The organism is Vibrio sp. Isolate22 (assembly GCF_022398115.1).
GTDB lineage: Bacteria > Pseudomonadota > Gammaproteobacteria > Enterobacterales > Vibrionaceae > Vibrio.
The window spans coordinates 17,656-30,618 of sequence record NZ_JAKEUW010000038.1; the positions used below are offsets into that span (position 1 = coordinate 17,656).

General features: G+C 45.1%; 14 protein-coding genes. 12 read left to right on the forward strand and 2 right to left on the reverse strand.

Annotated features, from left to right (window positions below; all coding sequences use genetic code 11):
* Positions 1-7 precede the first annotated feature (7 nt).
* Positions 8-952 (reverse strand): sulfate adenylyltransferase subunit CysD, encoded by a 945-nt coding sequence (gene cysD, locus L1D55_RS18530; protein ID WP_275665337.1) that lies wholly within the window; start codon positions 950-952, stop codon positions 8-10.
* 415 nt (positions 953-1,367) lie between these two features.
* On the opposite strand from cysD, the gene L1D55_RS18535 reads away from it, so the two are divergent.
* From L1D55_RS18535 to L1D55_RS18585, 11 genes are all read left to right on the forward strand, one after another.
* Positions 1,368-3,344, forward strand: coding sequence for a bifunctional 2',3'-cyclic-nucleotide 2'-phosphodiesterase/3'-nucleotidase (locus tag L1D55_RS18535; protein ID WP_128159282.1), 1,977 nt, complete (start codon positions 1,368-1,370; stop codon positions 3,342-3,344).
* Between the two features lie 329 nt (positions 3,345-3,673).
* Positions 3,674-4,261, forward strand: a complete 588-nt coding sequence (locus L1D55_RS18540) for a DedA family protein (protein WP_239918417.1) — start codon at positions 3,674-3,676, stop codon at positions 4,259-4,261.
* Positions 4,258-5,391, forward strand: coding sequence for an ATP-grasp domain-containing protein (locus L1D55_RS18545; RefSeq protein WP_239918418.1), 1,134 nt, complete (start codon positions 4,258-4,260; stop codon positions 5,389-5,391). Before L1D55_RS18540 ends, L1D55_RS18545 begins: the two co-directional genes overlap by 4 nt.
* 19 nt (positions 5,392-5,410) lie before the next feature.
* On the forward strand, positions 5,411-5,953 hold the full coding sequence (locus L1D55_RS18550) for a hypothetical protein (protein WP_239918419.1): 543 nt from the start codon (positions 5,411-5,413) through the stop codon (positions 5,951-5,953).
* Positions 5,954-5,955: 2 nt separating this feature from the next.
* Complete coding sequence (locus L1D55_RS18555; RefSeq protein WP_239918420.1) at positions 5,956-6,705, forward strand: NRDE family protein; 750 nt, start codon at positions 5,956-5,958, stop codon at positions 6,703-6,705.
* A gap of 12 nt (positions 6,706-6,717) precedes the next feature.
* Positions 6,718-7,155, forward strand: a complete 438-nt coding sequence (locus L1D55_RS18560) for a YHS domain-containing (seleno)protein (RefSeq protein WP_019825480.1) — start codon at positions 6,718-6,720, stop codon at positions 7,153-7,155.
* 10 nt (positions 7,156-7,165) lie between these two features.
* Positions 7,166-7,609 carry a hypothetical protein gene (locus tag L1D55_RS18565; protein WP_239918421.1) on the forward strand — a complete coding sequence of 148 codons (444 nt, stop codon included), beginning with the start codon at positions 7,166-7,168 and terminating at the stop codon, positions 7,607-7,609.
* Positions 7,610-7,621: 12 nt separating this feature from the next.
* Positions 7,622-9,376, forward strand: coding sequence for a lysophospholipid acyltransferase family protein (locus tag L1D55_RS18570; RefSeq protein WP_239918422.1), 1,755 nt, complete (start codon positions 7,622-7,624; stop codon positions 9,374-9,376).
* Between the two features lie 71 nt (positions 9,377-9,447).
* The gene (locus L1D55_RS18575; protein ID WP_061033925.1) at positions 9,448-10,014 is read left to right on the forward strand and encodes a Crp/Fnr family transcriptional regulator; all 567 of its coding nucleotides are present in this window, start codon (positions 9,448-9,450) and stop codon (positions 10,012-10,014) included.
* A gap of 57 nt (positions 10,015-10,071) precedes the next feature.
* Entirely contained in the window at positions 10,072-10,524 is a 453-nt protein-coding gene (locus tag L1D55_RS18580; RefSeq protein WP_239918423.1) for a GNAT family N-acetyltransferase, read from the forward strand.
* A complete protein-coding gene (locus L1D55_RS18585; protein ID WP_239918424.1) occupies positions 10,524-11,372 on the forward strand; it encodes a DMT family transporter in 849 nt (282 codons plus the stop codon). Before L1D55_RS18580 ends, L1D55_RS18585 begins: the two co-directional genes overlap by 1 nt.
* A gap of 50 nt (positions 11,373-11,422) precedes the next feature.
* Here L1D55_RS18585 and L1D55_RS18590 read toward each other — a convergent pair whose 3' ends face one another.
* Positions 11,423-12,007, reverse strand: coding sequence for a LysM-like peptidoglycan-binding domain-containing protein (locus L1D55_RS18590; protein WP_239918425.1), 585 nt, complete (start codon positions 12,005-12,007; stop codon positions 11,423-11,425).
* A 213-nt stretch (positions 12,008-12,220) separates the two neighbouring features.
* Between L1D55_RS18590 and L1D55_RS18595 the strand changes: the two genes are divergently transcribed.
* Complete coding sequence (locus tag L1D55_RS18595; protein ID WP_239918426.1) at positions 12,221-12,841, forward strand: FKBP-type peptidyl-prolyl cis-trans isomerase; 621 nt, start codon at positions 12,221-12,223, stop codon at positions 12,839-12,841.
* The last annotated feature ends 122 nt before the right edge of the window (positions 12,842-12,963 follow it).

A 12,963-nucleotide genomic window follows, 5' to 3' on the forward strand; every position in this document is an offset into this window, starting at 1 on the left:
TAGATTCTTAGAAATAACCTTGGCGCTTTTTCAGCTCCATAGAGCCAGACTGATCATGGTCAATCGCTCGACCTTGACGCTCACTAGACGTCGCCACCAGCATCTCTTCAATAATGCCTGTTAGCGTATTCGCCTCAGATTCAACCGCTCCGGTTAGTGGGTAACAGCCTAAAGTACGAAAACGAACGCTTTTCTCTTCAATCACTTCACCTTCTTGCAGCTCCATACGGTCGTCATCCACCATGATCAGCATGCCATCACGCTCAACAACTGGGCGTTTGTCTGAAAGATAAAGTGGAACAATATCGATACTCTCTAGATAGATGTATTGCCAAATATCCAGCTCAGTCCAGTTTGACAGAGGGAATACACGAATGCTTTCACCCTTGTTAACCTGACCGTTATAAGTATGCCAAAGCTCTGGACGCTGGTTCTTTGGATCCCACGTGTGGTTCTTATCGCGGAAAGAGTAAACACGCTCTTTCGCTCGAGATTTTTCTTCATCACGGCGCGCACCACCAAAAGCGGCATCGAACCCATACTTGTTTAACGCCTGCTTAAGACCCTGAGTTTTCATGATGTCTGTGTGCTTTGAAGAACCGTGTACGAATGGGCTACACCCCATCTCGATACCTTCAGGGTTCTTATGTACCAAAAGGTCAAAACCGTACTTTTCTGCAGTGCGGTCACGAAACTCAATCATCTCGCGGAATTTCCAGTCCGTATCAACGTGTAACAGTGGGAATGGAATCTTGCCTGGGTAAAACGCTTTGCGAGCTAAATGAAGCATCACAGAAGAATCTTTACCGATGGAGTACATCATCACTGGGTTATCAAACTCAGCCGCCACTTCACGGATAATATGAATACTTTCCGCTTCTAGCTGTTTTAGGTGGGTTAAACGTTCTTGGTCCATTTTCAGTGCTTCCTTTAAGGCTCGCGTTACGAGCAATTCATTACTTGGTCTTACCAAGCAAGGGATTTAACTCATCCACTTGAGTGAATGGGAGTATTGGCACTAGAAGAAAACAGAAGCTTCGTTTTGAGCTATCCTTGCTATTCATCTGCCTGATACATCCTTGATATAGGCATTATGACGAGCCTCTCATATTACTGGAAATTCTAAAATTTCATTTTTTATTCGAAAAGCTGATAAGGGATTTTATTTATCGATAAGCAGGTGAAATGAATGGACTAATCTTATCGATACCATTTGTACATAGATCGACCAGGTTTGGGAGGCATCTTGCAGAACACCATAAAGTAATCGATCTAAGTCACGAATTCACATTCGTTGTAATCATTGTTTCATTCTGTTTTGTTACATTACGCAACGAATTTTCTACCATCCACTTTGGAGCTACAAAATGAAAGTTGCAATGAAACCTTTATCATTGGCTGTACTTGCGGGTCTTGGTCTGACACTCGCAGGCTGCACAACAACACCAGATACCGATGAAGTGATTAAACTACGTGTCGTAGAGACGACTGACATCCATACTAACCTAATGGATTACGACTACTACAAAGACAAGCCATCACAAAAAATTGGCTTAGCACGTACTGCAACTCTAGTAAAAGAAGCTCAAAACGAAGTAACAAACAGCGTATTAGTTGATAACGGTGATCTACTGCAAGGTAGCCCAATGGGTGACTACATGGCAGACAAAGGTATCGTTGCCGGTGAAGTTCACCCTGCTTACAAAGCAATGAACCAGCTAAGCTATGATGCAGCGAACATCGGTAACCACGAGTTCAACTACGGCCTAGAGTTCTTAGAAGAGTCTATCAACGACGCTGATTTCCCATACATCAGTGCTAACGTTTACGATGCTGAAACGAAAGAGCACTACTTCACGCCTTACATCATCAAGACGCACACGTTCGCAGATACAGCGGGCGTAGAGCACGAGATCAAAGTAGGTTACATAGGCTTTGTTCCACCACAAATCATGACGTGGGATAAGAAGAACCTTGAAGGTAAAGTCATCGCTCGCGACATCGTTGAGACAGCGAACGAACTAGTACCTCAAATGAAAGCTGAAGGCGCAGACGTTATCGTTGCGATCCCTCACTCTGGTGTATCTCAAGACCCATACAAAGCAGGCGAAGAGAACTCGACGCTTTACCTATCTGAAGTAGAAGGCATTGATGCAATCGCATTTGGTCACTCTCACGCCGTATTCCCAGGTAAAGGCTTCGACAACATCCAAGGCGTTGACAACGAAAACGGCACTATGAACGGTGTTGCCGCAGTAATGCCAGGTCGTTGGGGTAGCCACGTAGGTGTTATGGACCTAACACTGGCGCAAAAAGACGGTAAGTGGGAAGTAGTTAAAGGCCAATCTGAAGCACGCCCTATCTATGACAAGATTGAGAAGAAATCACTGGCTGCAGCGGATGAAGGCATCGTAACTGCACTAGAAAAAGACCACCAAGGTACTCGTGATTTTGTGAACCAGCCAATTGGTAAAGCAGATGACGTGATGTACAGCTTCCTGTCTCTAGTACAAGACGATCCAACAGTACAGATCGTTAACCTTGCACAAAAAGATTACGTTGAGCAATTCATCCAAGGCGACCCTGATCTAGACGGTACACCAGTACTTTCAGCAGCAGCACCATTCAAAGCGGGCGGTCGTAAGAATGACCCAGCAAACTTCACTGAAGTTGAATCTGGTCAACTAACTTTCCGTAACGCGGCTGACTTATACCTTTACCCGAACACGCTAGTGGCGATGAAGGTAACGGGTCATGAAGTAAAAGAGTGGCTTGAGTGTTCTGCTGGTCAATTCAACCAAATCGACGTGAACTCAACAGCACCACAACAGCTGATTGAGTGGGATAACTTCCGTACTTACAACTTCGATGTTATCGACGGTGTGGATTACCAAATCGACGTAACTCAACCTGCGAAATACGATGCAAACTGTAAAGTGGTTAACCCTGATTCTCAGCGTATTGTTGGCCTAACTTACCAAGGTAAGCCAATCGACATGAAGCAAGACTTCCTGATCGCAACCAACAACTACCGTGCTTACAGCGCTAAGTTCCCGGGTACAGGTGAAGAGTTCATCGCATTTGATGCACCAGATGAAAACCGTACTGTACTGGCGAACTACATCTCTCGCGTAAGCAAAGAGCAAGGTCAAGTGAGCCCAACAGCTGACAACAACTGGTCATTCGCCCCAATCAAAACGGATAAGAAACTAGATATCCGCTTTGAAACGTCACCAAGTGAGAAAGCTGCTCAGTTCATCAAAGATAAAGGTCAATACCCGATGAAACGCGTTGCGACTGATGACGTTGGCTTCGGTGTTTACCAAATCGACCTAACTAAATAGATTACTTAACTAATCGATAGTTAACCTTCCAAAGGCTGAGTTTCACGACTCAGCCTTTTTTGTTTTTAAAACAACTTAAGCAATTGAATAGCAGATAGATTAGTTCTTAATTTCAAATAATTCGTCACTCTCAAACTGTTTTTCAAATCACAGCCTCTTATCTAATTCCCTCATCGAAACATCACTACGCTTACACCTATCGCTACTCAACCAGATTAAAAAATCCGCCATTCGCTGTAAGTTTTTCTCAGCTCCTCCTGTCTATTTAATTTACTACACTCAATGAATGGTCAAAAACCATTCATCTATAGGATAAATAGGGACATTTGATGAGTACCGCCGAGAGCATTCAAGCATGGTTACATTCAGGAGAAGAGTCGCTGCTATGGCTAATGCTTGGCATCATCGCGCTTTCTTACCTGCTTGAAGATCTAGCGATTGTGACCGCTGCTGGTTTGGCGACACAAACACTCATCCCACCTCAATACGCACTGCTTGCGATTTTCATCGGCATTGCCACCGGTGACCTTGGGCTCTATTACCTTGGGAAATCAGGGCGTTACTTTCGGGGAGTTCGTTATAAGGCACTAACCAACCGACACTTTCGCGCACTTCGCACCAAATTACGCAAAAACGCATTCAGTAATCTTTTTGTGATTCGCTTTATTCCCGGGCTACGCACGGTTGGTTTTACCTTGAGTGGTTTTTTCGCTATCCCACTTCCAACTTTCTTACTGGCTGTAATCAGTGCTACCGCGTTATGGACAGGCGCTGTCTTCTCTGCCATCTACTATTTAGGGACATCAGCCTGGCTGCAAGCCTCTGAATATCAATGGATCGTCATCCCTTGTGCTATCGCTTTGCTGCTTGTCGGTAATCGATTAATGAATAAAACCTACTTTAGAGGATTATCATGAGTTCACCGCAAGATATTCGCGTTATTCCCGCACATCAAATCAATGCAGGCATGCCCCTACTTGAAAAAGATACTGTGCGCAGTGTCTCTCCTTATGAGTTTCTTCCGACTTGGTTTTTCTATACACCTGTCGTGATTCAAAGCCTGATTCAAGGGTTACGGCACTTTGATTGGGCACTGCCACTCATTGCCAACCCGAGTATCAAACTCAGCGGCATGGTTGGTGAATCAAAACACGAGATATTGAGCCTTGCCGGATCGTCGAGCAAGCGTTGGATCTCTCCATTTATCACTTTAACCAAAACAGATCTCAGCAGTAAGAAGCAAGCTGAAGATGCACGTACAGCACTAGTACAAACGGATCTTAATTTCCCTATCGTGGCCAAACCGGATCTTGGTTGTCGCGGCGTTGGAGTAAAGCTGATCAACAGCCAAGATCAACTTGAGCAATATATTGAATCCTTCCCAAATCACGCTCGTTTTCTACTGCAAGAAAAAGCGCCATACCAGGCTGAAGCGGGCGTGTTCTATGTTCGTTATCCGAATAAAAAACAGGGTGAGATCATCTCGATTACCCTCAAATATGCACCAATGGTCACTGGCGATGGCACTTCGACACTCCAGCAATTAATAGAAGATAACCCACGAGCCGGACAACTCAGTCACCTGTACCTGCCGAGGCATGAAGACAAATTAGAACAAGTACTTGATGAAGGTGAAGAGTTCCAACTCGCCTTTGCTGGCAGTCATAGCCGTGGATCGATCTTCCGAGACGGCAATCAATATATCACTCAGGCTTTAACCGAACGTTTAGATGAGATATTCGACGACTTCGATGGTTTTCATTTTGGTCGACTAGACGTCAAGTTCAAAGACATCCACAGCCTAATGCGAGGCGAAGATTTTACGATTCTTGAGGTCAATGGCGCGAGCAGCGAGGCCGGACATATCTGGGATCGCAATACGCCGCTGCGAGAGATTTTTTCTACGCTACTTCAACAATACCGCATTCTTTTTGACATAGGTGCTCAGCAGAAACAACGAGGCCACCAGCCTCCATCTTTTAAGAGCCTGTTTAACGCATGGCAAGAAGAGCGACGCCTTGTTCAACAATATCCAACCACCGACTAACTTTATACGAGGAACATGCATGAATCCGATAGCCCAGCCGAGCGCCTTTGCCGTTGTCTCTCCTAGTATCAAGGGAGCGGTAGAGATACTGAATCAAGGCCTAGAGTTTCTGACAGCAATTTCTGATAGCGATTATCTAACGAGTGCTAAGCCACACGTCACTAGCTCTATTGGTGAGCATACTCGCCATACGCTGGATCTTTTTCACGCTTTGATTTTGAAAGAGGATGCGACCGTTGATTACAACACTCGTCGTCGTGGTCACCCAGTCGAATACAATAGATCGATGGCAATCAAAGAGATCCACTACGTGATCAATTGGCTGGAGCGATTAGACCATCATGATCTAGAAGCGCCTATCACGATCCAAACTGAGGTTTCGATGGATACTCAAGTGTTTGCTAGCCTGCCTTCAACACTAGAAAGGGAGATAACCTTTGCAGCGCTGCACGCTAATCATCATTACGCGATGATCAAAGTGATCACCACCTTCCTTGATGTTGAAACCTGTAACACCTTTGGTTATGCCCCAACCACTAGCAGCTATCTGAGGGAGCAATAATCATGTGTTCAGTATCTTGGTTGCTTGAAGAAAATGGCTATCAGGTCTTTTTTAATCGTGATGAACAAAAGACCCGAGCATTGGCCATGCCCCCTAAACAATACCAGGTTAACGGTGTCGATATCATCATGCCACTCGATCCTACTGGTGGTGGTAGCTGGATCAGCATTAACGAGTTTGGGCTTTCACTATGCTTACTCAATAATTATCAAGGCATGGTGCCAGTCGGCCCATTAGTCAGCCGTGGTTTATTACTAAAGAACCTATCCTCGAGTCGTAATATTAGTCAGCTTTCAGAGGCTTTTCATCGCCTCAACCTACACTCGTTTGCCCCATTTACCCTACTGGCTTTTGCTCCAAATCTAACGCAGCACAATGGTTTGGTGATTGCCTATATGTGGGATGGAATTCAACAGAGAGTAGTGGAAACCGACTCTCCTCTATTCTCATCCGGTGTTGATTTAGAACGAGTACAAGCCTACCGACAAGCCCAATACGCTCAACTCGTCGCAACGGAGAAAAATCAGCAAAACCTACTTAAGTTCCACTCTCACCATCACAGTGAACAGCCCCATTTAGCAACCTGTATGCATCGTGAAGACGCGCACACAGTCAGCTTTACCCATTTACGTAATCTGCATGGTCATGCCTCGATGTTTTATGCACCCGGCTCACCTTGCGAACCAATCAAACCACGCCAGATAAATCAGCAGCGTTTTACCTTCGATTTATCACCAGCAATCAATCTATAGATGGAGTCCATCATGAGAAAACTAATCACTATGGTCATGCTACTTGTTAGCCCGTACGTATTTGCCGCCGATGAAATCTATACCGGCTTTTTTAGCAGCAAGGCACTCGATGGCTACGATACCGTGGCTTACTTCACCTCAGGCAAGCCTGTTGAAGGCAGTAAACAATTCAGCACTGAATACAAAGGCGCGGATTGGTATTTCTCTTCTGAAAAGAATCTGACTTTATTTGTTAATAATCCTGAAAAATATGCCCCTCAATATGGTGGTTATTGCGCATGGGCCGTTTCTGCCAAAAACGACTTTGCACCAGGTGACCCACAATATTGGACCATAGTGGATGACAAACTTTACCTGAACTACGACCAAGAGATTCAAGAAACTTGGGAGAAAGACCGTGCACAGCACATTCAACAAGCCGATAAAGCTTGGCCGCAGCTGATTAAGTAAGGGAATAACCATGACATTCACTCCTGCTAAACATCTTCCGGCAGCATTAATTGCTTTTGTGTTCATTCAGTCGCTGTTTTTTAAATTCACAGGCTCATACGAGACAGAGCATATATTTGGCACGCTCGCGACATGGTCAGGCTTAAGCTGGTTCGGTTCGTTTGGCGGCTATTTGATAGGCATCGCTGAATTGATTGCTGCCATTCTACTGTTCTCTCGCTGGCATGGCCTGGGTGCCATTATGAGTGTGGGGATCATGAGTGGCGCAATTTTCTTCCACCTGTTTACGCCACTCGGTATTCAAATGCCTGAGTTTAATGCAGCAGGCGAGATTGTCGGTTACGACGGCGGGTTATTGTTTGGCATGGCATGCCTGGTTTGGTTATGCGGTGCGTTTTTAAGTGTGAAAGATTTCAAGAGTCAAGACGGTTTCTTAAACAACTTTAGTCAATAAGGTAGCTTCATTATGATTGATAGTCCTTTTCGTTTACCACGTTACACGCCTTTTGGTTTGGGTGAGTCTGTTGTCGAGTGGGCAACTGGGCTATCTAAGCTAGACCGACTCTATCAAGATCGCCAAGACGAGTTATCTAGTTTCGAATTCATGAATTACACCTTGTCGGCGCTCAATATCGACTATTCCATTGTATCGGGAAGCACAGAAAACATTCCTGAAGAAGGTCCTGTTGTGATTGTAGCGAACCACCCACTCGGCGCGATTGAAGGCGTGATCCTAGCTGATCTCGTAGGATCAGTGAGGAAGGATGTGAAGGTATTGGCGAATGAGTTACTCAAACGGCTACCTGAACTGGATGATCTTTTCATTGGTGTTGATGTCTTTAATGGTAAAGAATCAAAAAGGACTAATGCCAAAGCTATTCGAGATGCCAATCATCACCTGGCTGATGGTGGGCTGCTGATCGTGTTCCCAGCCGGAGAAGTATCCAGTTACCGCAAAGGAGCAAAAACACTTACCGACATAGAGTGGAGCAAATCAGTCGCTAAGTTTGTTAAGCGCCATCAAGCGACGACGGTTCCAATCTTTATCAATGGTAAAAACAGTGAACTGTTCTACCAAGCCGGCCGTGTGCATCCACTATTGAGAACCGCTCTACTCGGGCGTGAACTTCTCAATAAACAGGCGACAACTATCTCTATCTCGATTGGCTCATCGATTCCGTATTCAGAGATAAAATCGTTTGAAAAAGAGATGGATATCGTCAACTATCTAAGGCTCAACACCTATCTTATGAGTCAACAAGATAGCCCGAACACGCAGATCCACGCACCCTCTTTCGATACCCAAGTGATTACGCCAATATCACCAGAAGTATTGGCAATAGAGATAGACTCACTGCCTCAAGAAACGATGCTACTCGAACAGGGTGACTTCGAGGTCTACTGTACGCCAAGCCAATCTATTCCCAATTTAATGCGAGAGATTGGTCGAGTCAGAGAAGAGAGCTTTCGAGAAGTCGGTGAAGGTAGCGGGCTTGCTTGTGACTTGGATGAGTATGACCTTTACTACCATCAACTGTTTGTGTGGAACAAAGCTAAGGCCGAATTAGTCGGAGCTTATCGACTGGGTATGGTCGACAAGCTAATTGCCGAACACGGATTAGACCAACTCTATTCCCGTAGCCTGTTCAACTACAACCAAGAGTTCATCGATACCCTAGATAACAGTATTGAACTTGGTCGCTCTGTAGTGAGTAAACCTTATCAAAAGAGCCTCAATTCACTGTTACTGCTATGGAAAGGCATTGCGACTTTTGTCTCTCGACACCCTCAATATACTCACCTATTTGGCCCGGTCAGTATCAGTAATGATTACAGCCACAATGCGCGCCTGTTGATCGCGACTACCTTATCGATCCACCATTATGATGAAGAAAAGGCGAGTCTGGTTTCTCCTTCGTCACCGCTCAATACTAGCAGTCATGTGTTCTGGCAAAATCACCTATTGTCTTCACTGGCAAGTGTGCCTCTGCTATCCAAAGTGTTAGCTCGTATGGAGCAAGGAAAAGGGTTACCGGTACTACTGCGCCAGTATCTTGGGATGAATGGCAAGCTAGTGTGCTTTAACGTCGACCCATCGTTTAATGATGCGCTAGATGGCTTGATTGTGGTTAACCTTAAAAAGGTACCATTGAAAACCTTAGGCAAGTACATGGGACGAGAGCTTGCTCAAGAGTACCTAGAGCAGCACGCACAACGCTGATTTAGCCCGAACTGTACCTACACCCAAATAAGTGCGATGATTTCAGCACTTATTTGGGTTAGGTTATTTTCATGCACACCTCTTTTATCGAACAACTGCAAAGCTTCGACTTCTCAGAAAGTCAGATTGAATCGCTAGTCGCTGTCGCCAAGCCTCTTGAGCTACCAACCAGACACATTCTTATTAACCAAGGAGAGATGGCAGACTCAATTTACTTCGTGCTTGAAGGCTTATGTCACGCTTGTTACCTCACTGATGAGGGCAAGCAATACAGCAAAGAGTTCTACTGGGAACAAGACTGGATCATCGGCTTTGAGAGCTTGATAAAAAACCAAGCGTCCCCTTACCTGCTTGAAACCCTCACGCCTATTACGCTATTAGAACTGCCAATGAAGGCCGTAATCGAGTGGCGTGCCTCTAATAATCCTTTGTATTTAAAGTTGTTAGAAACCCAGCTGATGCACAAGGAAAACAAAGAGCGATTCATGTTGCTCTATACACCAGAGCAGCGTTACCAGCTTTTCTGTGAGCACTACCCCGATCTGGAACAACGCCTCAACGACAATCAAATTGCTGCCTATCTAGGAATAACGGCGATAAGCTTGAGTAGAATTAAAGGGCGAATTAACAATAGTTAATGCCAACAGTCAGTGTGCATAGTACATTCAAAGCATCGATAATCTCTGGATGTAAACATGATCACTTGGCACTCTATTCCCTTTTCTGAACTTTCAACACAACAGCTTTATCAACTGCTACAACTACGAGTCGACGTATTTGTGGTTGAGCAAACCTGCCCTTATCCAGAGCTCGATGGCAAAGACACCCTTGAAGGTGTCCAGCACCTAATGGGCTATGCAGACGGAGAACTCATCGCTTGTGCTCGTTTATTGCCACCAGGTACGACTTATGACAATGCCAGTATTGGTCGAGTTGCAACCAAACAATCAGCAAGAGGCAATGGTTTAGGGCATCAATTGCTGGTGGAAGCATTAGCTCGCTGTGAAGCATTATGGCCGAACGCGACCATCGACATTGGTGCGCAAGAGCACCTAGAAAGCTTCTACGCTAGCCATGGATTCAAGACGATCTCTGAAATGTATTTGGAAGATGATATTCCACACGTAGACATGAGATTAGAGAAGTAATGTCGAATATCACTGTCGGTATCCTACTTTTGATTGCGGGCAACCTGTTTGCCTCGCTCTCTGACGTAGCTGTGAAGTTATTGAACGGCGAAGTCCCACCTCTTCAGTATATTTTTTTCCGTCAGTTGATATCTCTGTTACTCATTACTCCTTTGTGGCTGCGACAAAGCAAGGAGCAACGCTGTTTACAACAAGCTAAGGTCACCTTAATTCGTGGACAACTGATCTTAATCGGCAGTGGATGTATGGTGGTCGCGATCACCCATATGTCTTTAGCGACAGCTAACGCGGTATTTTACGTAGCCCCATTATTGATGCTGCCTCTGTCAGTACTTCTGCTAAAAGAGCAGCCTGCGCTTGGCAAAATCATCGCCACTACTGTCGGCTTTATTGGCGCGCTAATCGTGTTGCGACCTTCTCAGTTCCACTGGGCAGCACTGTTTGCATTGGGAACAGCACTAACTCTTGCTCTGTTTAATGTACTGGTAAGAAAACTTCCTAGTGAGCAATCCGTAGTGACGACGCTATGGTGGACAACCCTCTTCTCCATCCCCGCATCGTTACTACTGTGCTTATTGTATTGGCAGCCCGTGTCTTTAGAACATCTTGGATACATAGCACTAAGTGCAACGCTAATATTGAGTTACAACGGGCTTGCAGTTGCCGCCTACCAAAAAGCGCACTCTAGTCAGATTGCACTCGCTGAATATTCTGGCTTGGTGTTTGTCGCGTTGATTGGCGCCATATGGTTCGATGAGATCCCTGATACGCTAACCTTTATTGGCATTATGCTGATCATCCTACCGCTCGCACCTTTCAAGCGACCAAAAAAAAGAGCTAATGCTTAGCTCTTTTTTGTCTCGTTCGTGCTGTTGAGTTCGTAACTCACGCAAGATATCTATTTGCTGCGGCCAAAGCCACCATCCGACAGACGGAAGAACATGACTGATGTATCGCCCTTCTCTAACTGTAGAATATCAAGTTGTCCGGTCTCTGCTAATTTGAATCGAACTAACTGACCTTTGCGGATCTGGCTGAGTGGTTTGTCAGCCCCTTCAATGCGAACTAGCGCATTCAAATCAGACAGCGGTAAATCGTTGTTTCGGAAAACCTGAGCCAAGGTATCACCTTGCTTAACTAGGTACTCCTGCCAATTATTGTTCGTCGGCTCTGATGAGTTACTCTTCGTATTGTGCTGCTCGCTCAACCCAACGGTATTGATCTCAAGCGCAACGCGAGATGTAACCGGGGTTGTTTCTACCTTAGGCTCAGGTAGAGGCACAACAAGTAGGATAAGAACGATCGGCAAAATCACCATTAATAGTCTTTGGTGTAGCTTAGGTAATAAACCCCAAGTCTGGACAACCGAGGTTTTCATTTCTTTTATATCGATCGAGCTCAATTTCTCTTTGACCTGGTTCAGTCGATCCTTGAGTTCTGCTAAGTGGTCAACTTTCTGCTTTTTCTTTTGACGACGATTCATACCACTGCGTCCTATACATTGAATAACTACAGTATAAAAACCAAAGTACCAACAGTATAGATCTTTCCGTCACAACGGGGCTCAATGCAAGAAAATTGACATGGCTGTGATTTGGACGCGGTAAAGCGCAAGTGATCAGGGACTAGCCGTTTCTTCAAGCTGCTAATACTGGTATTCTTACCTTTTTCGTACTGACAAAAAGAGTGACTTTTCATGTCTGAAGTAAAATTTGAAACTGTAGAGCAAAAAGCTAGCTACGGTATCGGTCTACAAATGGGCCAACAACTTGCTGGTTCTGGTCTTGAAGGCCTAAACGTTGACGCAATCGCTGCTGGTATCGCTACAGCTCTAGTTGGTGACATGCCAGCTATCGAAGTTGACGAAATCAACAACGCACTACAAGAGCTACACACTCGTGGTGAAGCTTCACGTCAAGAACTAGCTAAAGCTGCAGCTGCAGACGGCGAAGCTTTCCTAGCTGATAACGCTCTTCGTTCAGAAGTAACAGTTCTTGAGTCTGGTCTTCAATACGAAGCACTAACTGAAGGCACTGGCGAAATCCCAACAGCAGACAAGCAAGTACGTGTTCACTACCACGGCGAACTAACTGACGGTACTGTTTTCGACAGCTCTGTATCTCGCGGTCAACCAGCTGAATTCCCAGTAACTGGCGTAATTCAAGGTTGGGTTGAAGCTCTACAAATGATGCCTGTTGGCTCTAAGTGGAAGCTATACATCCCTCAAAACCTAGCATACGGTGAGCGTGGCGCAGGTGCTGCAATCCCACCATTTGCTGCTCTAGTATTTGAAGTAGAACTTCTAGCTATTCTTTAATTTTTATAAAAACCTATGGTAAAACAAAATGCTATAGGCAAATAAAATTAAAATAATGTAACGGCGATGTGACCACATCGCCGTTTTTCGTTTATAGTGAAAGAGTAAATTACTTTATTACT

What these genes read in the sequence shown, in the direction of transcription:
- L1D55_RS18550 (WP_239918419.1), top strand. Translation starts at nt 5,411, where the DNA reads ATGAATCCGATAGCCCAGCCGAGCGCCTTTGCCGTTGTCTCTCCTAGT.
- L1D55_RS18535 (WP_128159282.1), top strand. Translation starts at nt 1,368, where the DNA reads ATGAAAGTTGCAATGAAACCTTTATCATTGGCTGTACTTGCGGGTCTT.
- L1D55_RS18595 (WP_239918426.1), top strand. Translation starts at nt 12,221, where the DNA reads ATGTCTGAAGTAAAATTTGAAACTGTAGAGCAAAAAGCTAGCTACGGT.
- L1D55_RS18575 (WP_061033925.1), top strand. Translation starts at nt 9,448, where the DNA reads ATGCACACCTCTTTTATCGAACAACTGCAAAGCTTCGACTTCTCAGAA.
- L1D55_RS18570 (WP_239918422.1), top strand. Translation starts at nt 7,622, where the DNA reads ATGATTGATAGTCCTTTTCGTTTACCACGTTACACGCCTTTTGGTTTG.
- L1D55_RS18545 (WP_239918418.1), top strand. Translation starts at nt 4,258, where the DNA reads ATGAGTTCACCGCAAGATATTCGCGTTATTCCCGCACATCAAATCAAT.
- L1D55_RS18585 (WP_239918424.1), top strand. Translation starts at nt 10,524, where the DNA reads ATGTCGAATATCACTGTCGGTATCCTACTTTTGATTGCGGGCAACCTG.
- L1D55_RS18565 (WP_239918421.1), top strand. Translation starts at nt 7,166, where the DNA reads ATGACATTCACTCCTGCTAAACATCTTCCGGCAGCATTAATTGCTTTT.
- L1D55_RS18560 (WP_019825480.1), top strand. Translation starts at nt 6,718, where the DNA reads ATGAGAAAACTAATCACTATGGTCATGCTACTTGTTAGCCCGTACGTA.
- L1D55_RS18540 (WP_239918417.1), top strand. Translation starts at nt 3,674, where the DNA reads ATGAGTACCGCCGAGAGCATTCAAGCATGGTTACATTCAGGAGAAGAG.
- L1D55_RS18580 (WP_239918423.1), top strand. Translation starts at nt 10,072, where the DNA reads ATGATCACTTGGCACTCTATTCCCTTTTCTGAACTTTCAACACAACAG.
- L1D55_RS18555 (WP_239918420.1), top strand. Translation starts at nt 5,956, where the DNA reads ATGTGTTCAGTATCTTGGTTGCTTGAAGAAAATGGCTATCAGGTCTTT.
- L1D55_RS18590 (WP_239918425.1), bottom strand. Translation starts at nt 12,007, where the DNA reads ATGAATCGTCGTCAAAAGAAAAAGCAGAAAGTTGACCACTTAGCAGAA.